Origin of the sequence: Salinicola tamaricis (genome assembly GCF_003006155.1) — a bacterium.
GTDB lineage: Bacteria > Pseudomonadota > Gammaproteobacteria > Pseudomonadales > Halomonadaceae > Salinicola > Salinicola tamaricis.
Window position 1 is genome coordinate 4,184,402 of record NZ_CP023559.1, and the last position, 24,609, is coordinate 4,209,010.

The following is a 24,609-nucleotide window of genomic DNA, read 5'->3' on the forward strand; positions in this document are numbered from 1 at the left end:
GTATCATGGAAAGCCCCGCCACTGGCGGGGCTTTTTTTGGTTCAGGGTCTTGGGTTCAGCGCGCGTTCCGCGATGCTGCCGCTCCCGCCGTCTCGTTTCAGGAGCCTTCTCGCATGCTCGAGCGTATTCGTATCGTCCTCGTCCAGACCTATCATCCCGGCAATATCGGCGCCAGCGCGCGGGCAATGAAGACCATGGGCCTGAGCGACCTGGTGCTGGTCGCACCACGGCAGTTCCCCGACCCAGAAGCGACCCGTCTGGCGGCTGGCGCCGTCGATCTGATCGAGGGCTGCCGGGTAGTGGACTCGCTGGACGAGGCAGTGGCCGACTGCGTGCAGGTGATCGGCGCCAGCGCGCGCCTGCGTAGCCTGCCGCTGCCCTGCTACCACGCCCCGGATGCCATGCTCGAGGCGGCCTGGCAACGCCTTCCCGACGGCCCGGTGGCTGTGGTCTTCGGGCGCGAACGCTCGGGGCTCACCAACGACGAGATCGGCCACTGCACGCATCAGCTCAACATCCCCGCCAACCCCGACTACGGTGTGCTCAACCTCTCCCAGGCGGTCCAGATCGTCGCCTACGAGGCGTTCCGTCAGGCCAGTCACACCGCCGTCGCCGAGGCGCCAGCATCGCGGGACACGGTCTACCCGACGCTCGACCAGCTCGAACACTTCCACGCGCACCTGCACCGCGCGCTCGACAGCGCCGGCTTCCTCAACCAGCCCCACGCCAAGACCGAAGCGCACCTGCGGGCCCTGTTCGCTCGCGCCGAGCCCAGCCGCAAGGAGCTCTCGATTCTGCGCGGCGTGCTCAATGCGCTCGAACGGCACGATTGACGACAGACTTTGACACGAACGCCCCAGCCATAGAGAATGGTAATCACTCTCATCAATAGAGTGATGGTGACCCATGCATTCAGAGCGCTCCCGACTCCACTATACCTGCGTCTTTCTGCTGGTCTCCTTTCAGGCCGTGCGACAATCGCTACCCGCCGCCACCCCCTCGGCAGCGCCCTGCTGGCTCGACGCTGAGATGCTGAAGATGCTGCTGCGTGAACTCAAGCGCTGTCGCGAAGAGGCCTCTCCCTTCCCGCCGGTACACACCTCGCTGGACGTCGCTACCTACCACTGCGGCCTGCTGATGGCGCAGTGCCCAGCGGCACTGGATCCCTCGCTCTGCAGCTACCATCTGGATGCCATCATCCAGCCGCTCAAGCAAGCCATCGCTGAGCTCTCCGGCCACCACGCTGCGACCGCGGGCGCGACACAGAGCGGACGAGGCTGGCGCGGCTGGCTCAAACGTTAAGCGCTCATACCCAATCCTGTGACGATAGGCGCGAGTGAAAGGCGTTCCTCACCGCACGCGGAGAGGCGCCATCACCGCTCCACCCAGCCAGACCAGCGCCAGACATAAAAAAACAGCGCCCGAAGGCGCTGTTTTCATGGGGAGACCGAATCCGAAGAATCAGTCCTGGCCCATCTGCTGCTTGATCAGATCACCGATGGTGGTCGGACCGTTGGTCTCGACATCCTGGTCGCGCAGCTTGGTCATGTTGCGACGCGTGTCGACCTGATCCTTGGCCTTGATCGACAGGTTGATGGCGCGGCTCTTGCGATCGACGTTGACGATCTTGGCTTCGACGCTATCACCTTCGTTCAGCACGTTGCGCGCATCTTCGACGCGGTCGGCGCTGATCTCGGAGGCCTTAAGGATACCGATGACATCGGTGGCCAGTTCGACGTGCGCTTCCTTGGCATCGACTTCGATGATGCGGCCGGTGACCACGGAGCCCTTGTCGTTGACAGCCAGGAACTCGGAAACCGGATCGGTCTCGAGCTGCTTGATGCCCAGCGAGATGCGCTCACGCTCCGGATCGATCGAAAGGATGACGGCTTCCGCTTCGTCGCCCTTCTTGAACTGACGGACCGCTTCTTCGCCAGCTTCGCTCCAGGAGATGTCGGAGAGGTGCACCAGACCGTCGATGCCGCCTTCCAGACCGATGAAGATACCGAAGTCGGTGATCGACTTGATGGTACCGGCAACGCGGTCGCCCTTGTTGTAGCGCGCGTTGAAGTCTTCCCACGGGTTGGTGGTGCACTGCTTGATACCCAGGGAGATACGACGACGCTCTTCGTCGATGTCGAGCACCATGACTTCGACGTCGTCACCGACCTGAACCACCTTGGACGGATGGATGTTCTTGTTGGTCCAGTCCATTTCAGAGACGTGAACCAGACCTTCGACACCCTCTTCCAGCTCGGCGAAGCAGCCGTAGTCGGTCAGGTTGGTAACGCGGGCGTTGACCTTGGTGCCTTCCGGGTAGCGGTCGACGATGTTGACCCAGGGGTCTTCGCCCAGCTGCTTCAGGCCCAGCGAAACGCGGTTGCGCTCGCGGTCGAACTTGAGCACCTTGACGTTGATCTCGTCGCCGACGGCCACGATCTCGCTCGGGTGCTTGATGCGCTTCCACGCCATGTCGGTGATGTGAAGCAGGCCGTCGACGCCACCGAGGTCGACGAAAGCGCCGTAGTCGGTGAGGTTCTTGACGATACCGTTGATCTGCTGGCCTTCCTGCAGGTGGGCGAGCAGCGCTTCACGCTCGGCGCTGTTCTCGGCTTCGAGCACGGCACGGCGAGAGACGACGACGTTGTTGCGCTTCGGATCGAGCTTGATGACCTTGAAGTCCAGCTCTTTGTGCTCCAGGTGCGCGGTGTCGCGAACCGGACGCACATCGACCAGCGAACCCGGCAGGAACGCACGAATCGAGGAGACGTCGACGGTAAAGCCGCCCTTGACCTTGCCGTTGATCACGCCCTTGACGATTTCGTCTTTCTCGAAGGCCGCTTCCAGTTCTTTCCACGCTTCGGCGCGCTTGGCCTTCTCACGCGACAGACGGGTTTCACCGAAACCGTCTTCAACGGCTTCCAGTGCGACCTTGACTTCGTCACCGACCGCGATGGTCATCTCACCGTTGTCGTCGCGGAACTGAGCCGCGGGGATCTGACCCTCGGACTTCAGACCGGCGTTGACGGTGATCCAGTCGCCTTCGATGTCGACCACGGTTGCCATGACGATGGCACCGGGCTCCATGTTGATGTCCTGGAGAGATTGTTCGAACAGTTCAGCAAAGCTTTCGCTCATGTGATTCCTACGTGATCAACGTTGATGGCGGGCGGGCCGCCTTCCTCCGTACCACCAGCGAGTACGGGCCTTATCGACATATCCCTGGGGATGTTGGCGCTGGTTCGACCTGCCGCGACTTGACTGTCGGTGTCGCTGCACGTCTTCACATCTTGCCAGGGGCCCCGGGAGCGGAAGTGTGTCGTCATTCCACAGGCCAGCACGACCCGAGACACTCTCAGGTCAGGCCGCGCTCGGCCAGCAGCGTTTCGATACGCTCCACGACTTCCGGTATATCCAGCTGCGTGGTGTCCAGCTCGACGGCATCTTCGGCCGGCTTGAGCGGGGCTACCGCACGCTGCATATCACGCGCATCGCGCGCTTGGATTTCTTCCAAAAGGGTCGCGAGTCTAGCATCTTCACCGGCCTCGCGCAATTGGCGCAGGCGACGCTGGGCACGCTCCTCGGCCGAAGCGGTGAGATAGATCTTCAGCGGCGCATCGGTGAACACCACGGTGCCCATGTCACGGCCGTCGGCGACCAGCCCGGGCGCCTGGCGGAAGTCGCGCTGCCGCTGCAGCAGCGCTTCGCGCACCGGCGGCAGCGCCGCCACCTGCGAGGCGGCATTGCCCACCTCTTCGCGGCGGATCGCCCGGGTCACGTCGTCGCCCTCGAGCAGGATACGCATGGCACCGTCCTCCACCGCGAAGACCACGTCCAGCCGCTGGGCCTGGCGGGTCAGCCGCTCGACGTCGTCCAGCGCGACCTCCTTGCGCAGCGCCGCCAGCGCGGTGAGCCGGTAGAGCGCACCGGAATCGAGCAGGTGCCAGCCCAGGCGTTCGGCGATCATGCGACTGATGGTGCCCTTGCCGGCGCCACCGGGGCCGTCGATGGTGAGGACGGGGGCGGTCTGACTCATGCCTCGACCTCCTCGAGGGTAAGCCCCACGCGCTCGGCCAGCGCGACGAAGCCGGGGAAAGAGGTCGCGACGTTGGCGCAATCGTCGATCTCGATCGGCGCGCTGGCGCGCAGCGCGGCCACGGTGAAGGCCATGGCGATGCGGTGATCGCCAAGGCTGTCGACCCGGCCGCCACCATAGTTGGCACTCTCGCCGCCCTTGCCGACGATGTCGATGCCATCGTCGAATACCGTGGCTTCCACGCCCAGGATCGCCAGGCCATCGGCCATTGCCTGAATGCGGTCGGACTCCTTGACCCGCAGCTCTTCGGCACCGCGAAGCCGGGTGGTGCCCTCGGCATTGGCCGCGGCGACGAACAGTGCCGGGAATTCGTCGATCGCCAGCGGCACCTGGTCGACCGGGATATCGATTCCCTTGAGCGGCGCATAGCGGATGTGCAGATCGGCCACAGGCTCGCCGCCGACTTCGCGCGGATTCTCCAGACGCAGGTCGGCGCCCATCAGCTTGAGAATGTTGATCACGCCGATGCGCGTCGGGTTGACGCCGACGTGCTCGAGCACCAGATCGGCCCCCGGCGTGATCGCCGCCGCGACCAGGAAGAAGGTTGCCGAGGAGATGTCCGACGGCACGTCGATCGGTGCGCTGGTGAGCTTGCCGCCGCCACTCAGGCGCGCCACGTCGCCTTCGCGGGTCACCGCATAGCCGAAGCCGTTGAGCATGCGCTCGGTATGGTCGCGGGTCGGCGCCGGCTCACGCACGCGGGTCTCGCCCTCGGCGTACAGCCCCGCCAGCAGCAGGCAGGATTTGACCTGGGCACTGGCCATCGGCATGTCGTAATCGATGCCCTTGAGCGGCTGACCGCCATGGATCTTCAGCGGCGGACGACCGCCCTCGGCGGTGTCGATACGCGCCCCCATCAGACGCAGCGGGTCGGCGACCCGCGCCATGGGACGCTTGGTCAGGGAGGCGTCACCGGTGAGCTCGGTATCGAAGGCCTGCCCGGCGAGCAGCCCGGCGAACAGCCGCATGGCGGTGCCGGAGTTGCCCACATAGAGCGGGCCGGCGGGCTTTTTCAGCCCGTGCAGACCGACCCCATGGATGGTCACACGGCCCTGGTGCGGCCCTTCGATCGCTACACCCATGTCGCGGAACGCCTGCAGCGTGGCCAGGCTGTCCTCGCCTTCGAGAAAGCCCTTGACCTCGGTCACCCCGTCGGCCAAAGCGCCGAGCATGATCGAGCGGTGGGAGATGGACTTGTCGCCGGGCACGCGGATACGGCCGCTGACCGACCCGCCGGGCGAGACCCGATACTGCACCTGTCGTGATTCCATGGCTTGATAACTCGTCTGATTCAACAGCGTTTCGAAATAGTGTCGGGCGTGGCTGGCACGGTCGAAGGTGCCCAGCATGGCATCGCTGTCACCCTGCTCGACCGCGCGGCGCAGTCGCGCCAGCCCGCTCTCGAAGTCGTCCAGCGCGCCGAGCAGCGCGTCACGGTTGCCGGTGAAGATGTCGCGCCACATCACCGGATCGCTGCCGGCGATGCGGGTGAAGTCGCGAAAACCGCCGGCGGCGTAGCGAAAGATCTCCAGCCGCTCGTCCTGGCGCGCCAGGGTATCGACCAGCGAAAAGGCGAGCAGGTGCGGCAGATGACTGGTACGCGCCAGCACCTGATCGTGGCGCGCCACCGGCATCTCCAGCACCTGGGCGCCGCACAGCTCCCACAGCCCGCGCACCGCCTGTACCGCCGCCGGGTCGGTCTCCGCCTCCGGGGTCAGGATCACCTTGTGATGACGATAGAGCGTCGGATTGGCGGCGGCGACGCCGCTCTTCTCCGAGCCGGCGATGGGGTGACCGGGGACGAAGCGCGCGGGCAGCGTGCCGAAGACCCGCCGCGCGGCGTCGCACACCGCGCGCTTGGTGCTACCGACATCGGTGACGATACGCGATCCCAGCGCCGGGGCCAGCGCCTCGAACACCGCCGGCATCACCAGTACCGGCACCGCCAGCACCACGATGTCGGCACGCTCAACCAGCGGTGTCAGCGCGCTGCCGCCGTCGTCGATCACCCCCATGGCCAGCCCGGTAGCGATCTCGTCGTCATTGCGGTCGCAGCCCAGCAGCGTGCCACGATAGCCCGCTGCCTTGAGCGCGGCGGCCAGCGAGCCACCGATCATGCCCAGCCCGACGATGAGTAGCGTGGGCGCGGTCTCTCCCGACATCCTAGAGCACACCGACCGGGTAGGAACCGAGCACCTTCATGTCGGAAGCATGCTGCTTCACCGCCTCCAGTACGCCAGCGACAGCCGGGTCGTCGACATGCCCCTTGAAGTCGATGAAGAAGACGTAGGTCCAGACGCCATTACGCGACGGCCGCGTCTCCAACCGGGTGAGATCGATGGCGTGGCGGTGAAAGGGTTCGAGCAGACCGTGCAGCACCCCCGGCTGGTTGCGCATGGCGACCACGATGGAGGTCTTGTCATGGCCGGAGGGCGGCACCGACTCGTTGCCGATGATCAGAAAGCGCGTGGAGTTGTCCGGGCGATCTTCGATCTTCTCGGCGACATGGTCGAGACCGTAGAGCTGGGCGGCCATGTCGCCGGCGATCGCCGCGCTGTGCCACTCGGTCTTGACCAGCCTGGCGGCCTCGGCATTGGACGACACCGCCACCCGCTCGGCGTGGGGATAGTGTGCATCGAGCCACTTGCGGCACTGGGCGAACGACTGCGGATGCGAATAGATCCGCGAAATCTTGTCCTGACGGGTGATATTGGAGACCAGCAGATGGTGGTGAATTCGCAGCACCACCTCGCCGCTGATGTGAAGCCCAGAGTCCATGAACGAGTCGAGGGTGTTGTTGACCACCCCCTCGGTGGAGTTCTCCACCGGCACCACCCCGTAGTTGACCGCGCCCGCCTCGACCTCACGGAACACTTCGTCGATCGCCGCCATCGGCAGGCTGATCGCACTGTGGCCGAAGTGCTTGAGCGCCGCCTGCTGGGTGAAGGTGCCCTCCGGGCCCAGATAGGCGACCTTGATCGGCTTCTCCAGCGCCAGGCAGGCGGACATGATCTCGCGGAACAGCCGCGCCATCTCCTCGCCGTTGAGCGGCCCGGGGTTGCGCTCCATCACCCGGCGCAGCACCTGGGCCTCGCGCTCGGGGCGATAGAACACGGCATCGGGATCGTCGGCGGTCTTGACCTGGGCGACCTGGGCGGCGCACTCGGCACGCTCGCTGATCAGGCGCAAAAGCTCACTGTCGATGCTGTCGATACGCTGGCGCAGGGAGGCGAGATCCAGCGGCTTGTCGGTGTTGTCAGTCATGGGCATGTCCTGGCTGCATGCGGCCGCCACTCAACCGCGGCGACGTTCGAAATCGGCCATGAAGGTGATCAGCGCCTGCACGTCGGCCTCGCTGACGGCATTGTAGAGGCTCGCGCGCATGCCGCCGACGCTGCGATGCCCCTTGAGGTTGAGTAAACCTTCGGCCTCGGCATTCGCGAGGAAATCGCCGTTGAGTGAAGCATCCGCCAGCGTAAACGGCACGTTCATCAGCGAACGGTTGGCCGGCGCGATCGGGTTGGCGTAGAAGTCGCTGGCGTCAATCGCCGCGTAGAGCGCCTCGCTCTTGCGCCGGTTGATCGCCTCCATCTCGGCGACGCCGCCGATGTCGTTCTTGAGCCACTCGAATACCAGCCCGGCGAGATACCAGGCGTAGGTCGGCGGCGTATTGATCATCGAGTCGTTGTCGGCGTAGACCTTCCAGCCGAGCAGCGAGGGCGCCGAGGGCTGCGCCCGTTCGAGCAGATCCTCGCGCACGATCACCACGGTGATGCCGGCAGGGCCGATGTTCTTCTGCGCCCCGGCATAGATCACCCCATACCGGCTCACGTCCAGCGGTGTGGAGAGGATCGACGACGACATGTCGCACACCAGCGGCACCTCGGCATCGAGTTCGGGGATATAGTCGAAGGTCAGCCCGCCGATGGTCTCATTGTGGCAATAGTGCAGGTAGGCCGCATCCGCGGAGAGCGCGATGTCGCCCTGGCGCGGCACCTGCACGTAGCCGGATTCGCGACTCGAGGCGGCGATATGCGAGGCGGCCAGGTGGTCCGCCTCCTTGATCGCCTTGCTCGACCAGATGCCGGTATCGAGATAGTTGGGTGTCCCGCCCTGCCCCAGCAGATTGAGCGGCACGCAGGCGAACTGCAGGGTGGCACCACCCTGCATGAACAGTACTCGGTAGTTGTCGGGAATCGCGAGCAGATCACGCAGATCGCGCTCGGCCTTGGCCGCGATCGCCTCGAAGGTCGGGCTGCGGTGACTCATCTCCATCACCGACAAACCCTGGCCCTGATAGTCGAGCATCTCGGCGCGGGCGCGCTCCAGCACTGCCGTCGGCATGGCCGCCGGACCGGCACAGAAATTGTGCAGACGTGTCATTCTCGGAATTCCCCGTGGGCTCTTTCACACGACCCGGGCGCTTGCGTTCGACCGGGCTTGTTCATCAAAACGTATCTTCAGAGCGGCAAAAGCTGCCGCCACCCTGCATCCAACCCTTCATCCCGCCCCATACCATTGCCCGTGCGCGTACCACGCACCGGCTCAGGGGCCAAAACCTGGCGCCGGTCGGCAATGCGCCCCCGACCCAGAGCGGGCGGGGGCGCAGCGGCCTCAGGCGTCGTCGTCCACCGGCGGCGCATCGCCGGTCTGCGGCGGCACTTCAGCATCGGCCACCTCGGCCTCGTCCGGCGTCTCGAGCCCGTCGAGCGCTTCATCCTGGGGCTCGTCGACCCGCACCGTCTTGACCAGGTGCTCACCTTCGCTGGTGCGAATCAGGGTCACCCCCTGGGTGTTGCGCGAGGTGATCGACACCTCGCCGACGCGGGTGCGCACCAGGGTACCGCGGTCGGTGATCAGCATCATCTCGTCGCTGTCACGAACCTGCATCGCCGCCACCAGGGCACCGTTGCGCTCGGTGGTCTGCATCGCGATCACGCCCTGGCCGCCGCGACCGCGGATCGGGAACTCCTCGAGCCGGGTGCGCTTGCCATAGCCGTGCTCGGAGGCGGTCAGAATGTAGATCTGCTCCTCGCTGCCATCCGCGCTGGTGGCGGTGTCACCGTCGAGCTCGTTGTCGGCGTCGGCATCGATGGTCTGGCTCTGCGGGATGATCAGGCTGATCACCTCGGCGCCTTCGGCCAGCCGCATGCCGCGCACGCCGCGGGCAGTCCGCCCCATCGGGCGTACGTGGCCCTCTTCGAAGCGGATCGCCTTGCCGTTGGACGACAGCAGCATGACGTGGTCACTGCCGGTGGTGATGGCGGCGCCGATCAGGCGGTCGCCCTCCTCCAGGTCCAGCGCGATCAGGCCGACACTGCGCGGCCGCGAGAACTGGTCGAGCGAGGTGCGCTTGACCGTGCCGCTGGCAGTGGCGAAGAAGATGTAGCTCTCCGGGTTGTAGTCACGCACCGGCAGAATGGCGTTGATCGCCTCGCCGTCGTCCAGTGGCAGCAGGTTGACCAGCGGCTTGCCGCGCGACCCGCGGCTGGCGTTGGGCATCTCGTAGGTCTTGAGCCAATAGACCTTGCCGCGGTTGGAGAACAGCAGCATGGTGTCGTGGGTCGAGGCCACCACCAGATGCTCGATGACGTCTTCATCTTTCATGCTGGTGGCCGACTTGCCACGCCCGCCACGCTTCTGCGCCTGATAGTCGGAGATCGGCTGGGTCTTGGCATAGCCACCACGCGACAGCGTGACCACCATGTCCTCCTCGGCGATCAGATCCTCCATGGTGAGATCGAGACGACTGGTCTGGATCTCGGTCAGGCGGGCGTTGCCGTACTGATCGCGAATGCCCTCGAGCTCTTCGCGAATCACCTCCAGCAGCCGATCCGGCGAGGCCAGGATATGATTGAGTTCGGCGATGCGCTCGAGAATGCCGAGGTACTCGTCGAGCAGCTTCTCGGTCTCGAGCCCGGTCAGACGGTGCAGGCGCAGTTCCAGAATCGCCTGGGCCTGGGCCGGCGAGAGCCGATAGAGCGCGCGGTCGTCGGTGAGCCCGTAGCCCTCGTCGAGATCCTCGGGCTTGCACGAAGTGGCGCCGGCCCGCTCGAGCATGCCGGTCACCTGCCCCGGCTGCCAGTCGCGGGCGATCAGCTTTTCCTTCGCCTCGGCCGCGTTGGGCGAGGCCTTGATCAGCTCGATCACCTCGTCGATGTTGGAGATGGCGACCGCCAGCCCCTCGAGGATATGACCGCGCTCGCGCGCCTTCTTGAGTTCGAACAGGGTGCGTCGAGTGACCACCTCGCGGCGGTGGCGAATGAACGCCTCCAGCAGCTCCTTGAGGTTGAGCGTCTTGGGCTGGCCGTCGTGAAGGGCGACGATATTGATCCCGAACACGGTCTCGAGCTGGGTGTGGGCGAACAGGTTGTTGACCACCACGTCGCCTGACTCGCCGCGTTTGATCTCGATCACCACGCGCAGGCCATCCTTGTCGGACTCGTCGCGCAGTTCGGCGATCCCCTCGACCCGTTTCTCCTTGACCAGCTCGGCGATCTTCTCGATCAGCCGCGCCTTGTTGACCTGGTAAGGCAGCTCGGTAATGACGATCTGGTCACGTCCGCTCTTCTTGTCGAACTCGACCGTGTGGCGGGCGCGCACGTAGATGCGCCCGCGCCCGGTGCGATACGCCTCGAGAATACCGGCGCGGCCGTTGATGATACCGGCGGTGGGGAAGTCGGGCCCGGGGATGTACTCCATCAGGTCGTCGACCGTCAGGGTGTAGTCCTGGATCAGCGCCAGACAGCCATTGATCACTTCGACCATGTTGTGGGGCGGAATATTGGTCGCCATCCCCACCGCGATGCCCGAGGCGCCGTTGATCAACAGGTTGGGCACCTTGGTCGGCAGCACCTCGGGAATCCGCTCGGTGCCGTCGTAGTTGTCGACCCAGTCGACCGTGTCCTTCTCGAGATCCGCCAGCAGCTCATGGGAGAGCCGTGCCATGCGCACCTCGGTGTAACGCATGGCGGCCGCGTTGTCGCCATCGATGGAGCCGAAGTTGCCCTGGCCATCGATCAGCACGTGGCGCATGGAGAAGTGCTGCGCCATGCGCACGATGGTGTCATAGACCGCGCTGTCGCCGTGGGGGTGATATTTACCGATCACATCGCCGACCACGCGCGCCGATTTCTTGTACGGCTTGTTCCAGTCGTTGCCGAGCTCGTGCATGGCGTAGAGCACGCGCCGGTGCACCGGCTTCAAGCCATCGCGGACGTCGGGCAGAGCCCGCCCGATGATGACGCTCATCGCATAGTCCAGGTAGGACTGCTTGAGTTCATCCTCGATGTTGACTGGCAGAATTTCTCTGGCGATATCACCCATGGGTCGTCAAATCCTTTGCGCCGCTGCCACGGCCGAAGACGACCGTGGCAGCGTTAATGAAGCCCCGACAAGGCGACCGAGACCCTCGGCCGCACAATCTGTCGATCATACCATTTCAGGGCTTCCAAAGGCAGGCATTGACGTCTTTTCCCCGAGTGGTGTAGCCGGCTCAGCGCACTTGTGCCTCCGCGACCAGCAGCGGTTCGAGGCGCTCGCGCCATACCCCTTCGAGCGGCACCACCTCACCGCTGCGCTGGTCGAGCAGCACGAAGGTCAGCAGCGCACTCACCACCAGTTCACCACTGTCGCGATGCACGATACGGTGAGCCACCCGGGCGCTGCGCCCGCCGATGTGCGAGAGACAGGTTTCGATATCGAGGTCATCGTTGATCACCGCGGCGCGGCGGTAATCGATATTGAGGTTGACCGCGACCAGCGCCACGCCCTCGGACATGCCGGCGGCGAACGCGGTGTGCTCGTCGGCGAAGGCCCAGCGCCCCTCCTCCAGGAATTCGAGATAGCGGGCATGATTGACGTGACCATAGCCATCCAGATGAAAGCCGCGGACGCGAACCTGGGTACGAGTGATGCGTGAATCCATGCGAATCTCCGGGTCGTTGGCGACGCCGATCGCGCGCCGCTCCTGACTTCGAAACATACGCTCGTTTGAAACAAGGCTGCAAATGCCAATGGTCTACCTCGGTGGCAACAGCTGGGTCCTTTCGACATAATGTGCCTCCTTTCAAACGGAAACACGGGCGTATGTGGTTCAAGCACTGTCATCTTTACCGCTGCCATGACGTCGAGATTCTCGCCCTGGAGGATCTGGAGAGCGCCTTGGCAGAATTTGCGTTTCGCCCCGTCTCGCCGCGCGAGGCACGCCGGGTCGGCTGGAGTGCCCCGGCCGGCCGCGGCAGCGAGCAGCGCGTGCACGAGATCCAGGGCCACCGGCTGCTGTCGATGCTGCGCCAAGAGCGCCTGCTGCCCGCGTCGGTGGTCAACGAAGAGGTCGCCGAGCGCGCCGAGGCCCGCGAGCAGGCCGAGGGCCAGCCGCTGCCGCGGCGCGAGCGCCAGCTGCTCAAGGAGCAGGTGATGGAGGAGCTGCTGCCGCAGGCCTTCACCCGCACCCAGCGCGTCGAACTGTGGTGGGATACCCGCCGCCGGCTGATCGGCATCAACTCGTCCAGCCGCAAGCGCGCGGAAGAGGTGCTGGATCTGCTGCGCCAGACCCTGGGCTCGCTCAAGGTCACGCCGCTGGCGACCCGCACCCCGCCGTCGCGCGGAATGACCCAGTGGCTGAGCGACGCCGCCAGCCGCCCGGCCAGCCTGCTGCTCGGCGATCAGGTCGAGCTGCGCGCCGCCGAGGACGACGGCGTGCTGCGCGCACGTCAGGTCGATCTCGACAGCGAGGAGATCCAGTCGCTGCTCGAGGGCGGCCGCCAGGCCAGCAAACTGAGCATCGGCAGCGAGGGCCAGCTGCGCACCGTGCTGCACGACGACCTGGCACTGAAGTCGCTGCAGTTCGACGACGCCCTGCTCGACGAAGCCAGCCAGACCGAAGACGGCGACGATCCCGCGGTGGCACTGGAGACCGACTTCGCGCTCATGTCGCAGGCACTTGCGACCTTCATCGAACAACTGATCGACTGGCTCGGCGGTGAAGCCGAGATGTCGGCCCCGACGCCATGACGCACAGCTCCGCCACGCCGCCCAACAGCGCCGAGGCTGCGATCGATCTCGATCGTTTCGCCGATATCCGCCCCTATCACGACGACGAGGTGGCCGGCGTGCTGGCGCGCCTGGCCCAGGACAGCGAGCTGCTCGACGCCATCACTCGCTATCGCCTGCCGCGGCTGGCGCGCTTCGCGCCGCCGTTGGCCCGCTTACTCGCCAGCTTCCGCCTGCGCCGCGAAGTGCGCGGAGTCGCCACCATCCGCGACTTCCAGCTACGCATCGCCGACTACATGGCCCACATGATCGCGCGTACCACGCGGGGTTTCAGCGTCGAAGGGCTCGACCAGCTGTCGCCGGACAAGGCGTACCTGTTCATCGGCAACCATCGCGATATCGCCCTCGATCCCGCCTTCGTCAACTATGCGCTCTATGTCGGCGGCCACGACACCGTACGCATCGCGATCGGCGACAACCTTTTGCAGAAGCCTTTCGTCACCGATCTGATGCGGCTCAACAAGAGCTTCATCGTACCGCGCTCGGTCAAGGGCAAGCGCGCCATGCTGGCGGCCTATCAGTCACTCTCTGGCTATATCCGCCACTCGATCAGCGACGATAACCATTCGGTCTGGCTGGCCCAGCGCGAGGGCCGCGCCAAGGACGGCATCGATCGCACCGACAGCGCCATCGTCAAGATGCTGTGCATGGCGCGACGCCTGGAAGAGAACGACCCCGACATCGGCCACGCAGTTCGCGAGCTGCAGATCGTGCCGGTGTCGATCAGCTACGAGTACGACCCCTGCGATCTGCTCAAGGCGCGCGAGCTGCACGCCAAGGAGACCGACGGCCGTTACCAGAAGGTCGAGTTCGAGGACATACGCTCGATCGTCTCCGGCATCATCGGCGACAAGGGCCGGGTCAAGCTGGCCTTCGGCACGCCACTGTCGGCGAACTTCGACTCTGCCGATGCGGTGGCCGCCGAGATCGACCGTCAGGTACTGTCGAACTATCCGCTGTTCCCGAGCCATCAGCTGGCCCTGGCCGAGACTGGCCTCGCCCCCGATCTGGTCGACCTTTCCGCGGTCACCGCGGAAGATCGCGAACGCTTTCAGACGCGTCTGGCAGAGGTACCGGCCGAGCTGCGCCCGTGGTGGCTGAAGCAGTACGCCAACCCGATCCTCAATCGCGCCGGGCGCCTGAATAGCGATACGCCCTGAGGCTATCTCGACAAGCGATAGACCGTCGAGATAACCCCTTCGAGAGACACGGCTTCGATCAGCGGCCGCGCGGGGCTTCGCCGCACAAGGCGTGCCCCCGCTCTCCCCCCCACATCTCCCGTACACCGCGCCATCGAGCGGCCAGACGTCGCCACGGGCGACGCCATACGCGAACCTACTTGCGCCAGAAGAACGGCATCAACAGCACCAGCACGGTGAGAATCTCCAGGCGCCCCATCAGCATGCCGATGCAGAGAATCCACTTGGCTGCATCCGGCAGGCTGGCGAAGTTGCCCGCCGGGCCGATGATCGGCCCCAGGCCGGGGCCGACGTTGGCCAGCGCGGTGGCCGCGCCGGTGGTCGCGGTGACCATGTCCAGGCCCAGGGCGGCCAGCGCCAGCGAGAGCACCGCGAAGATCAGAAAGAAGAAGAACGAGAAGGCGATGACCGCCCGCACCACTTCATCGTTGAGCGGGCGGCCGTTGTAGCGCTGGGCGAATACCCCGCTGGGATGGACCAGATAGCGCAGCTGGTTGAGCAGCATCAGCCCGCCGACCTGAAAGCGGAAGATCTTCATCCCGCCGCTGGTCGAGCCACTGCAACCGCCGACGAAGGTGATGAAGAAGAAAGTGGTCACCGCCAGCGGCCCCCACAGGCTGTAATCCTGACTGGCATAGCCGGTGGTGGTCACCACCGAGATCACGTTGAAGGCGACCGCGGTCAGCGCGCTGAACGGCGCATCATGGAAGGCCAGCACCCGGTAGAGGGTCAGGGTGACGATCACCACTCCAGCAGCGTGAGCAGACCGCGCACCTGCTGGTCCTGCCACAGCGCACCGCGCGAGTCGCGGATCAGGCGGATATAGAGCACGAACGGCAGCGCCCCGGCGAGCATGAAGGCGCAGCCCAGCCACAGGATCAACGGGCGGCTCTCGTAGATGCCGAAGGAGGCGTCGTAGTTGGCAAAGCCGCCGGTGGAGACCGAACTCATCGCGTGCACGATCGCATCCAGGGTCTGCATGCCGGCCAGCCGATAGCTGAGTATCGCCACCAGCGTCAGCCCCAGGTAGATCACGGCGGAAGCCTTGGCGATCCCCCCGGCCCGTGGCAGCACCTTGTCCGACCAATCCGAGGACTCGGTCTGGAACAGCCGCATACCGCCGACCTTGAGAAACGGTAGAATCGCGATCGCCATCACGATGATACCGATCCCCCCCAACCACTGCATCAGACCGCGCCACAGCTTGAGGCCATCGGAGAGATGCTCAATACCCGAGAGCACGGTCGACCCGGTGGTGGTAATTGCCGAGATCGACTCGAACACCGCATCGGTGAACGACAACTGCGGCGCGCCCAGCACCAGCGGCAGGCTGGCGAAGGCGCTGATCACCACCCAGCTCGAGGTGGTCAGAATGAACATGTGCTGGGTCTTGAGCTCGACCGGCGTGTGCCAGGTCCACGCCAATAAGCCCGCCGAGGTGGCCGCGACCAGCGCCATCGACTTGAGGAAGGCCCACAGATCGGGATCGCTCTCCAGCTTCAGAAGCACGATCGGCGGGAGCATGAACACGGCCAGCACGATCAACAACAGCGCCAGAACTTTGAGAATCGGCTTGGCGTCTTGCAACGTCTCTCTCCCCTTCGATGCGCCCTTCACTCACCGCCGCGCCCCATGAGCGGCTGCCGACGCGCCAGACGACTGGCGATGATAGGCCAATCGGCCACGCTGCGACACCGCCACCTGCCGCCTAGCGTGCGCACCGGCGCCGCGGGCGCGCCAGACAGGCAGGCAGGCACGCTAACCGGCTAGGGCGAGTACGGCGGCGCCAGCGGCTGTGCTATCGTGGCGCCATCTTCCCGACTCGAGCAAGGAGAGTGTCATGAGTTCCGCTTCGGAAATGCAGAAGATTCGCGTCATTCACGAACTGCGCGCCTTCATCAAAAAACTGCTGCAGGAGCCGGGCATCCTGGAAAATTCGCTGGCGATCGCCAAGCGCCACTCGGATGGCAGCAACGACCCGCAGGCGTGGGCGCGTATTGCCAACGAGATCTCCGACACCACCAGCGTGCATATTCCGGAAGACCCCAAGGAGCACTCCGATGCCGACCGGCTGTTTCTGGAAGTGCTGCGTGAGGTCGTGGGCGAGGAGAAGGCGCTCTATTGAGCGCAGAGCGTTAAATTACGCGAATGACCCGCGCCTGATGGCACGGGTCATCGTATATCTTTCTTCTATTCAGTATCCGCTGATATTCGCGCCATAGATACGAGATTTCAGCAGAGCGGATACCGACGAGCGTCGGCTTCGCTCATCATCGGCAAGGGTTGAAGCTGGCATCCCAACTTGGCGCATTACCAGCGTTAGCGGTGCATGCCCAAGAACCGTTCGCGTTTCTGGTCCATACGACGTTGGCACCAGTAATAGCGGCTGCTGTGTCATTACCCAATACGGCAGTGATAGTGGCCGTGTTAGCGGCAGGTGTGATCACCACCTGAGGCACACCTGTGCCGGGTGGCACATTATTATTATTTGCCTGAGTCCCCTGAAATGCCCCGACCAAAATCGAAGAAGGGCTGAAGCCCAGGTTGCAAGCAGCCAAATTTTGGCCATTCATCATACAGGTCTCGACGGCAGTTCTTCCAGTGGACGCTTCTGCCATCGCTCGGCTCATCTGCGATCTCGCCACATAGTTCTGATACTGCGGAATGGCGATGGCGGCGAGAATACCGATGATCGCGACCACGATCATCAGCTCGATCAGGGTGAAACCGCCCTGGCGGTATGGCGCTCGACGCTTGTATTGCCCTTGCATGGGAATTCCCTCGTTTGTCGATGATATGCCGGTCGGCATCGCCGCCGTGCCGTGCGAACCGAATCACGCCGCAACGTCACATTCACATGCGCCGTGGCATAACGATACGCTACGTTACACTTGGTGACACTCGCAACGCTTATCGGCCGCCTCTCAGAATTCTTAAAGAAAAAGTTGCCGATGCCGATATCGCAGGCATGTCCCCTGCCCGCACGGCGGCCACATCTTTATTCGCAAGAGGCGCCTCTACGTGCCGACCACCTCCTCCCCTGGCAGCCACAGCGGTATCGCCCGCCGTCTGATCGACCGCGGTCTGATCGAGCCAGCTGCCTGCGAGCGCGCACTGCACGCGGCGAGAGACGCCGAGCAGACGCTGCTCGAGTTCCTGGTACGCCAAGGTCGGGTCGACCCGCGTCAGGCCGGTGAGGCGGCAGCGCACGAGTACGGGCTGCCGTTTCTCGATCTGCAGCACGTGGTGTGGGACCGCCTGCCGATCATCGAACCGATCGCCGAGAAATTGATCAGCCGTTTCCAGGTGCTGCCGCTGGCGCGTGACGACCGCCGACTGACAGTGGCGATCGCCTTCCCCGCCACCCTGGCCAGGCTCGATGAGTTGCAATTCACCACTGGCCTTGCGATCGACGGCGTGCTGGTGCCGTTCGACCAGCTCGAGCGCGCCCTGGCCCGCCGCCTGCAGCACCAGGACACTTCCGGCATGCTCGAAGCGCTGGATGAAGCCAGCGATGCGGTGACGCTGGATACCAGCGAGATCGACCTGGAAGAGGAGGCCGCGGCCCTGGATGCCGGTGGCGACAATGACGCGCCGATCGTTCGTTTCGTCAACCGGGTGCTGCGTGATGCGATCCAGCGCGGTGCCTCGGACGTGCACTTCGAACCCTACGAGTCGAGCTTTCGGGTGCGTTTTCGGATCGACGGCATGCTGCTGGAGGTGACCCGCCCGCCGCTCAACCTGCGCACCCGCATCGCCGCCCGCCTCAAGGTGATGGCACGCCTGGACATCTCCGAGCGCCGCCTGCCCCAGGACGGCGCGATGAAACTGCGTCTGGAGGATCAGCGCGCCATCGACTTCCGCGTCAACAGCCTGCCCACGGTATTCGGCGAGAAGATCGTGCTGCGCCTGCTCGATGCCCGCGCCACCGGATGGGGCATCGATGCGCTGGGCTTTTCAGCGCCCCAGCGCGAGCTGTTCGAAAGCGCCCTGGCGCGCCCCCAGGGGATGATTCTGGTGACCGGCCCCACCGGCAGCGGCAAGACGGTGACTCTCTACACCGGGCTCAATCGGCTCAACACCGAAGAGCGCAACATCTCCACCGCCGAAGATCCGGTGGAACTCAAGATACCGGGGATCAACCAGGTCAACGTGCAGACACGCATCGGGCTCGATTTCGCCAGTGCCCTGCGCGCCTTTCTGCGCCAGGACCCGGACGTGGTGATGGTCGGCGAGATTCGCGATCTGGAGACCGCCGAGATCGCGGTCAAGGCGGCCCAGACCGGCCACCTGGTGCTCTCCACCCCCTGCACACCAACTCTGCCGCCGAGACGCTGACGCGGCTGCGCAACATGGGGCTGGCAAGCTTCAATATCGCCAGTTCGGTGTCGCTGATCATCGCGCAGCGTCTGGCGCGCCGGCTCTGCCCCCACTGCCGGGTGCCGACTCAGGTGCCCGACGAGGTGCTGCTCGGCGAGGGCGTCAGCCAAGCGCGTCTGGCCACCGCCACGCTCTATCGCCCAGGCGGCTGCGACCGCTGTACGCTGGGCTACAAGGGTCGCCAGGGAATCTATGAAGTGGTGCCTATCGATGACGCCATGAGCCAGTTGATCATGCGTGATGGCCACGCCCTGGACCTGGCGCAGTTGGCGCGCGAGCGCGGCTATCCCGGCCTGCGCCAAAGCGCCATCGAGCTGGCGCTCAGCGGCGTGACCAGCCTGGAGGAAGTCAACCGCGTGACCCTCGACTGAGCCACGGCGACCCACGAACGTCACCGCAGACCAGCGACAGCGTCAACGAACCGAGATGCTCTCGACCTACCGCTTTCAGGAGTCCTGACATGGCAACAACGGCGAAGCCTCCCAAGCGACTGGTGATCCACCGCTGGCAATGGCGCGGCAAGAATCTGCGCGGCGAGACGGTGAGCGGCGAGCTGATCGCCAGTGAGGTCAGCGAGGTCCGTCAGGAGCTGGCGCGAGAAGATCATCGTCAAGCGGATCACGCGCAAGACCAGCCCGTTCGGCATCGCCGGGTGCGCCAGCGCGATATCACCCTGTTCGCGCGCCAGCTGGCGACCATGCTCCGCGCCGGCGGCCGCTGCTGCAGGCGTGCAAGGTCGCGCGAGACACCTGCGCAATCCGGCGATGCGCAACCTGGTCGAAAATCTGGGCAACGACATCAGCGCCGGAGCCAGCTTCTCACAGGCGCTATCACGTCACCCGCAGCGCTTCGATCGCATGTTCGTCAACATGGTCGCCGCCGGCGAGCAGTCGGGCGCGCTGGATCGCATGCTCGAACGCCTGGCCAGCTATCGCGAAAAGATCGACACCCTGAAGGGGCGCATCAAGAAGGCGCTCTACTACCCCATCGCCGTGGTCGCGGTGGGAATCGGCGTCACCGCCCTGCTGCTGATCAAGGTAGTGCCGCAGTTCGAGAGCCTGTTTGCCGGCTTCGGCGCCGAGCTACCCGCCTTTACGCGCTTCACCATCGAGCTCTCCGAGCTGGCCCAGGCGCACTGGTGGCAGGCACTGCTGGCGCTGGTGCTCGCGGGCTTCGCGCTGCGCCGGGCGGTCAAGCGCTCGCCGCGTTTCGCCTATCGGGTCGACCAGCTCCTGCTGCGCCTGCCGGTGCTCGGCAGCATTCTCGACAAGGGCTCGATCGCGCGCTTCTCGCGCACCCTGGCGACGACCTTCAATGCCGGCGTTCCTCTGGTGGAGGCGCTCGAGACCGCCGCCGGTGCGACCGGCAACCGCGTGCACCAGCGGGCGATCATCGGCCTGCGCGACGATGTCGGCGACGGCCAGCAGCTCGCCTTCGCCATGCGCCGGGCACGCATCTTTCCGATCATGGCGGTACAGATGGTGAGCATCGGTGAGGAGGCGGGCGACCTCGACACCATGCTCGACAAGGTCGCCGACTTCTACGAAGAGGAGGTCGACAACCAGGTCGACGCACTCACCTCGCTGCTGGAGCCGCTGATCATCGTGGTACTGGGGGTGCTGGTGGGTGGTCTGGTGGCGTCGATGTATCTGCCGATTTTTCAAATGGGCTCTGCGATTTGAGCGAAGCCGCGCGCCGGGGCGGCCCTGAAGGCGGCGATGCGTTACCCTGTCCGCCTTTGTCGATTGGATCAAGCGGGAGCCTGCCTTGTCACAACTTTCCCCCTGGCTGCTGTGGCCCCTGGCGTTCGTGTTTGGCGCCTGCCTGGGCAGCTTCATCAACGTGGTGATCGTGCGCCTGCCGGTGATGCTGATGCGGCGCTGGCGCGCCGAGGCGCGAACCGCGCTCGAGCTGGAAGCCGAGCCCATGCCTCGCTACGACCTGCTGCTGCCGCGCTCGCACTGCCCCGCCTGCGGCCAGTTCATCGTCTGGCACGACAACCTGCCGCTGATCGGCTGGCTCAAGCGCCGCGGCCGCTGCGCCGCCTGCAGCGCACCGATCAGCCCGCAGTACCCGCTGATCGAGCTGCTCGCCGGCGGCGTGACCCTGGCCGCACTGGCGATCCACGGACCTAGCGTCGAAACCCTGTGGCTGGTCGGCGCCTGCCTGGTGCTGCTGGCGCTGGCGGTGATCGACTGGCGCACCCAACTGCTGCCGGATGCGCTCACCCTACCGCTGCTGTGGGCCGGTCTGCTCTACCAGTGGGCCTACCACCCGCTGTGGCTCGGCAGCGCCGTGCTCGGCGCGGCCGCCGGCTACCTGGTGCTGTGGGCGGTGTACTGGCTGTTCAAGCTGACCACCGGCAAGGAGGGCATGGGTCATGGCGACTTCAAGCTGATGGCGGCGCTGGGCGCCTGGCTGGGCTGGCAGAATCTGCCCTTGCTGCTGCTGCTCTCCGCTGGCGCCGGTACCCTGATCGGTATTGCGCTGATCATCGGCCGCCGCCACGTGCGCGGCCAGCCGCTACCGTTCGGCCCGTTCATTGCCCTGGCCGGCTGGGTCGCCCTGCTGGTAGGGGCGCCGCTGCAGGCCGGCTATCAGGCGCTGCTGCTGGGAGGTGCAGGATGAGCGACACTATCCAGCAACCGCCCACTCCCCAGTCACCGCCGGTGATCGGTGTCACCGGGGGTATCGGCTCGGGCAAGAGCGCAGTCGCCGAGGCCTTTGCTGCCCGAGGAATCCCGGGCATCGATGCCGATGCCGTGGCCCGCGAGGTGGTGATGCCGGGCGAGCCGGCGCTGGCCGCGATCGTCGAGCGCTTCGGCCCCGGCGTGCTCGCGGCGGACGGCAGCCTCGACCGCCGCGCCCTGCGTACACGGGTCTTCGCCGACCCTGCCGAGCGGCGCTGGCTCGAACACCAGACCCATCCGCGAATTCGCCAGCGGCTGCAAGCCCATCTGACCCGCCTGCGCGACGGTGACGCCCCCTACTGCCTGCTGATCTCGCCACTGCTGATCGAGAGCGGCCAGCGCGAGATGGTCTCGCGGGTGCTGGTGATCGATGTCCCCGAGTCGCTGCAGATCGAACGCACCCTGGCCCGCGATAGCGTGCCTCGGGAACAGGTGGAAGCGATCCTCGCCGCCCAGAGCTCGCGTCAGGCGCGCCTTGCAGCCGCCGATGACGTCATCGACAATAGCGGCGACAGAGAGATGCTTCTCGATCAGGTCGCCCGTCTGGACGAACGCTATCGCCAGTGGGCGGCATCACCGCAACGACATGGCCACTCATGACCTCCGGTAACGACTCCCGCCACGCAGGCGACGGCGGCGCACTCAAGGTGCGCTGCCCGCAGTGCCAGACACCGATCGCCTGGACCACCGACAATCCCTATCGCCCTTTCTGCTCACAGCGCTGCAAGCTGCTCGACCTGGGCGCCTGGGCCGACGGCAGCCACCGCATTCCAGGCGAGCCGCACATGGACGAGACCCAGCTCGACGAGCTGATCGATCGCCTGGAGCGCGGCGAGTAGCCGAAACACGCCCAAGCCGTCATGAACGCAAACGCCGCTCCCTGAGGAGCGGCGTTTGCATTGGCCGGCGGGATCCTGCGGCCCGAGACGTCAGCGGTCGTCGCGCCAGAAATCCCGGATCGAGGCGATACCCTGGGCACCGACGCCACGCGCCTGGTTGGCGTGGTGCCGGGTCATCCCACCGAGGGCGAAGACCGGCATCGCCGCCGTCTCGACCATCTGCTGAAAGTCGTGCCAGCCGATGGTGATCGCATCAGGATGCGAGGGCGTCGGCGCCAGCGGCGAGAGGGTGACGAAGTCGCAGTCGATGAAACCGGCCTGGGTCAACTGCTCATCGCCATGGGTCGATGCACCCAGCCACTTGTTGGCGGGAATCGGGCGCTGCTTGAGCGTCATCAGGCGCGCGCTGGTCAGATGGATACCATCGGCATCCACCCGCTCCAGCCAGGCCGGGTCGGCGTTGAGCAGAAGCTTGGCACCGTAGCGTCGGCACAGCGCCAGGGTGCTCTCGGCCCGCGCCTGATAGGCAGCGTCGTCGAGAGACTTGGCCCGCAGCTGGACCATACGAATACTGTCTTCGCGCAGCGCCCGCTCCAGACGCTCCTGGAACACCGCTTCGTCGGGCTCCTCGGCGGTGATCAGGTACTCCTGGGGCAGCGCCACCGCACGCAGGATCGGCAGATTGGCTGCGGGGAACGGATAGTTGGGCAGGTCATCGACGCCTACCCAGCGCACCGGCTGGCCCTCGCGGCCGTACGGCTCACCCTCATACTCGCGAACCTGCCAGACGTCGAGCAGGATGTGCTTGTCGGGATACTCGTGATGTACCCGGATCAGCGGCTGAGCACGCCGGATCTGGATACCCAGCTCTTCGCTCAGCTCGCGCTTGAGCGCCTCGAAGCCGGTTTCGTAGGGCGCCAGCTTGCCGCCGGGAAACTCCCACAGGCCGCCCTGATCCGCGGTCGCTGGGCGCCGCGCGATCAGCACACGCCCGTCTTCGCGGATGACGGCTGCCGCCGCTACGTGAACCCGTCTCTTCATCATCTTGCTAAATCTCTCGCACCTTGGGGTGTTGCTTCGCTGAGTGTCACGTCTCGTGACGGCATGCCGCGCTGAGGCCTGCCTTCAACTGCGGTAGTCCGCGTTGATCGAGACGTAGTCGTGGGACAGATCCGAGGTCCAGACGGTGGCCCGGGCTTCGCCCCGGCCGAGCCGGATGCGGATGGTGATCTCCGCTTGTGCCATCACCCGGCTACCCGCCGCTTCGGTATAGCTCTCGGCGCGTCCACCGTGCTCGACCAGACGTACGTCGCCCAGATCGATGACGATACGCTCGACATCGAGGGCTTCCACTGGGGCGCGCCCGACCGCCGCCAGGATACGCCCCCAGTTGGCGTCGGAGGCGTAAAGTGCGGTCTTGACCAGCGGCGAGTGGGCCACGGTGAAGGCGACTTCACGTGCCTCCTCGACGCTGGCGGCCTCCTCGACCTCCAGAGTCACGAACTTGGTCGCGCCCTCGGCGTCACGGATGATCGCCTGGGCCAGCTCGGTGAGCACCTGGGTCAGGGCCGCGCGGAAACGCCGTTCGTCCTCCGCCGAGACCACCTGCGGCCCGCGCCCGGTGGCGATCAGGGTACAGGCGTCGTTGGTCGAAGTGTCGGAATCGACAGTGATGGCATTGAACGAGACCGCCACCGCCTCGCGCAGCCACTGGCTCAGCGTGGCGGCGGGAATCTCGGCGTCGCAGGCGACGAAGCCCAGCATGGTGGCCATGTTGGGCTTGATCATGCCCGACCCCTTGCTGATACCGTTGAGCGTCACCGTACCGCCACTGAGTTCGACCTGCGCCGTGGCGCCCTTGACCCGGGTATCCGTGGTCAGGATGCCCTCGGCGGCTTCGGCCCACTGCGCCCCGTCCAACTGGGTCAGTGCCTGCGGCAGGCCGGCGGCGATCTTCTCCACCGGCAGCGGCTCGCCGATAACGCCGGTGGAGAACGGCAGCACCTGCTGCGCGTCGACCCCGGCGAGTTCGGCCAATGCACGGCAGCAGTGCTCGGCGTCGGCGATCCCGCGGCTGCCGGTACCGGCGTTGGCATTGCCGGTATTGATCAGCAGATAGCGCGGCGGCGTCTGCGCCAGATGCGCCTTGGCGACGTGCACCGGCGCGGCGCAGAACGCATTGCGGGTGAAGGTGGCCGCGACGCTGGCCCCTTCGGGAATCTCGATCACCACCAGATCGCGGCGGTTGGGCTTCTTGATTCCCGCCATTGCGGCACTCAGCCGAACGCCGTCGATCGCCGGCATGTGCGGGAAGCTCGCCTCACCTACTGCCATCTCGTCTCTCCTCGTGG

Annotated in this window: 21 protein-coding genes and 1 pseudogene; 11 read left to right on the forward strand and 11 right to left on the reverse strand. The window is 65.5% G+C overall.

The annotated features are described in order from the left end of the window. The first annotated feature begins 113 nt into the window (after positions 1–113). Both CN538_RS19210 and CN538_RS19215 read left to right on the forward strand, forming a co-directional pair. Positions 114–833, forward strand: coding sequence for an RNA methyltransferase (locus CN538_RS19210; protein WP_106420461.1), 720 nt, complete (start codon positions 114–116; stop codon positions 831–833). A gap of 73 nt (positions 834–906) precedes the next feature. Next, positions 907–1,302: a hypothetical protein gene (locus CN538_RS19215; RefSeq protein ID WP_106420462.1), complete on the forward strand. Its 396-nt coding sequence runs from the start codon at positions 907–909 to the stop codon at positions 1,300–1,302. 159 nt (positions 1,303–1,461) lie between these two features. Here CN538_RS19215 and rpsA read toward each other — a convergent pair whose 3' ends face one another. The 7 genes from rpsA to CN538_RS19250 all read right to left on the reverse strand — a co-directional run bounded on the left by rpsA (position 1,462) and on the right by CN538_RS19250 (position 12,080). Then, complete coding sequence (gene rpsA, locus CN538_RS19220; RefSeq protein ID WP_106420463.1) at positions 1,462–3,138, reverse strand: 30S ribosomal protein S1; 1,677 nt, start codon at positions 3,136–3,138, stop codon at positions 1,462–1,464. A 217-nt stretch (positions 3,139–3,355) separates the two neighbouring features. Continuing rightward, positions 3,356–4,036, reverse strand: coding sequence for a (d)CMP kinase (gene cmk, locus CN538_RS19225; protein WP_106420464.1), 681 nt, complete (start codon positions 4,034–4,036; stop codon positions 3,356–3,358). Further along, entirely contained in the window at positions 4,033–6,258 is a 2,226-nt protein-coding gene (locus CN538_RS19230; protein ID WP_106420465.1) for a bifunctional prephenate dehydrogenase/3-phosphoshikimate 1-carboxyvinyltransferase, read from the reverse strand. Before CN538_RS19230 ends, cmk begins: the two co-directional genes overlap by 4 nt. A gap of 1 nt (position 6,259) precedes the next feature. Further along, positions 6,260–7,360, reverse strand: a complete 1,101-nt coding sequence (pheA, locus tag CN538_RS19235; RefSeq protein WP_106420466.1) for a prephenate dehydratase — start codon at positions 7,358–7,360, stop codon at positions 6,260–6,262. A gap of 30 nt (positions 7,361–7,390) precedes the next feature. Beyond that, on the reverse strand, positions 7,391–8,479 hold the full coding sequence (gene serC, locus CN538_RS19240; protein WP_106420467.1) for a 3-phosphoserine/phosphohydroxythreonine transaminase: 1,089 nt from the start codon (positions 8,477–8,479) through the stop codon (positions 7,391–7,393). Positions 8,480–8,710: 231 nt separating this feature from the next. After that, positions 8,711–11,422, reverse strand: coding sequence for a DNA gyrase subunit A (gene gyrA / locus CN538_RS19245; protein WP_106420468.1), 2,712 nt, complete (start codon positions 11,420–11,422; stop codon positions 8,711–8,713). Positions 11,423–11,591: 169 nt separating this feature from the next. Then, positions 11,592–12,080: an acyl-CoA thioesterase gene (locus CN538_RS19250; RefSeq protein ID WP_340638194.1), complete on the reverse strand. Its 489-nt coding sequence runs from the start codon at positions 12,078–12,080 to the stop codon at positions 11,592–11,594. Between the two features lie 104 nt (positions 12,081–12,184). Here CN538_RS19250 and CN538_RS19255 point away from each other — a divergent pair, with 104 nt between their 5' ends. After that, positions 12,185–13,111, forward strand: coding sequence for a recombination-associated protein RdgC (locus CN538_RS19255; RefSeq protein WP_106420469.1), 927 nt, complete (start codon positions 12,185–12,187; stop codon positions 13,109–13,111). After that, on the forward strand, positions 13,108–14,310 hold the full coding sequence (locus CN538_RS19260; protein WP_106420470.1) for a 1-acyl-sn-glycerol-3-phosphate acyltransferase: 1,203 nt from the start codon (positions 13,108–13,110) through the stop codon (positions 14,308–14,310). The genes CN538_RS19255 and CN538_RS19260 overlap by 4 nt, the downstream gene beginning before the upstream one ends. A 175-nt stretch (positions 14,311–14,485) precedes the next feature. On the opposite strand, the pseudogene CN538_RS19265 reads toward CN538_RS19260, so the two are convergent. Next, positions 14,486–15,966, reverse strand: a pseudogene (locus CN538_RS19265) (TrkH family potassium uptake protein). A 223-nt stretch (positions 15,967–16,189) separates the two neighbouring features. Between CN538_RS19265 and CN538_RS19270 the strand changes: the two are divergent. Further along, a complete protein-coding gene (locus CN538_RS19270; protein WP_106420471.1) occupies positions 16,190–16,474 on the forward strand; it encodes a hypothetical protein in 285 nt (94 codons plus the stop codon). A 145-nt stretch (positions 16,475–16,619) separates the two neighbouring features. Here CN538_RS19270 and CN538_RS19275 read toward each other — a convergent pair whose 3' ends face one another. Next, positions 16,620–17,120, reverse strand: coding sequence for a pilin (locus CN538_RS19275; RefSeq protein WP_106420472.1), 501 nt, complete (start codon positions 17,118–17,120; stop codon positions 16,620–16,622). 250 nt (positions 17,121–17,370) lie between these two features. Between CN538_RS19275 and CN538_RS19280 the strand changes: the two genes are divergently transcribed. From CN538_RS19280 to yacG, 6 genes are all read left to right on the forward strand, one after another. Continuing rightward, positions 17,371–18,687, forward strand: a complete 1,317-nt coding sequence (locus CN538_RS19280; RefSeq protein ID WP_340638195.1) for an ATPase, T2SS/T4P/T4SS family — start codon at positions 17,371–17,373, stop codon at positions 18,685–18,687. 14 nt (positions 18,688–18,701) lie between these two features. Continuing rightward, positions 18,702–19,100 (forward strand): GspE/PulE family protein, encoded by a 399-nt coding sequence (locus tag CN538_RS25715; protein WP_340638196.1) that lies wholly within the window; start codon positions 18,702–18,704, stop codon positions 19,098–19,100. Between the two features lie 192 nt (positions 19,101–19,292). Continuing rightward, positions 19,293–20,411: a type II secretion system F family protein gene (locus CN538_RS19285; protein WP_242495401.1), complete on the forward strand. Its 1,119-nt coding sequence runs from the start codon at positions 19,293–19,295 to the stop codon at positions 20,409–20,411. 85 nt (positions 20,412–20,496) lie between these two features. Continuing rightward, the gene (locus CN538_RS19290; RefSeq protein WP_242495402.1) at positions 20,497–21,357 is read left to right on the forward strand and encodes a prepilin peptidase; all 861 of its coding nucleotides are present in this window, start codon (positions 20,497–20,499) and stop codon (positions 21,355–21,357) included. Then, complete coding sequence (gene coaE / locus CN538_RS19295) at positions 21,354–22,019, forward strand: dephospho-CoA kinase (protein ID WP_106420473.1); 666 nt, start codon at positions 21,354–21,356, stop codon at positions 22,017–22,019. Before CN538_RS19290 ends, coaE begins: the two co-directional genes overlap by 4 nt. Further along, positions 22,016–22,258: a DNA gyrase inhibitor YacG gene (yacG, locus tag CN538_RS19300; RefSeq protein WP_106420474.1), complete on the forward strand. Its 243-nt coding sequence runs from the start codon at positions 22,016–22,018 to the stop codon at positions 22,256–22,258. The genes coaE and yacG overlap by 4 nt, the downstream gene beginning before the upstream one ends. A 90-nt stretch (positions 22,259–22,348) precedes the next feature. Here the strand turns inward: yacG and CN538_RS19305 are convergent, their stop codons facing one another. Both CN538_RS19305 and argJ read right to left on the reverse strand, forming a co-directional pair. Beyond that, positions 22,349–23,302, reverse strand: coding sequence for a Nudix family hydrolase (locus CN538_RS19305; protein WP_106420475.1), 954 nt, complete (start codon positions 23,300–23,302; stop codon positions 22,349–22,351). Positions 23,303–23,383: 81 nt separating this feature from the next. After that, entirely contained in the window at positions 23,384–24,592 is a 1,209-nt protein-coding gene (gene argJ, locus CN538_RS19310; protein ID WP_106420476.1) for a bifunctional glutamate N-acetyltransferase/amino-acid acetyltransferase ArgJ, read from the reverse strand. Between the last annotated feature and the right edge of the window lie 17 nt (positions 24,593–24,609).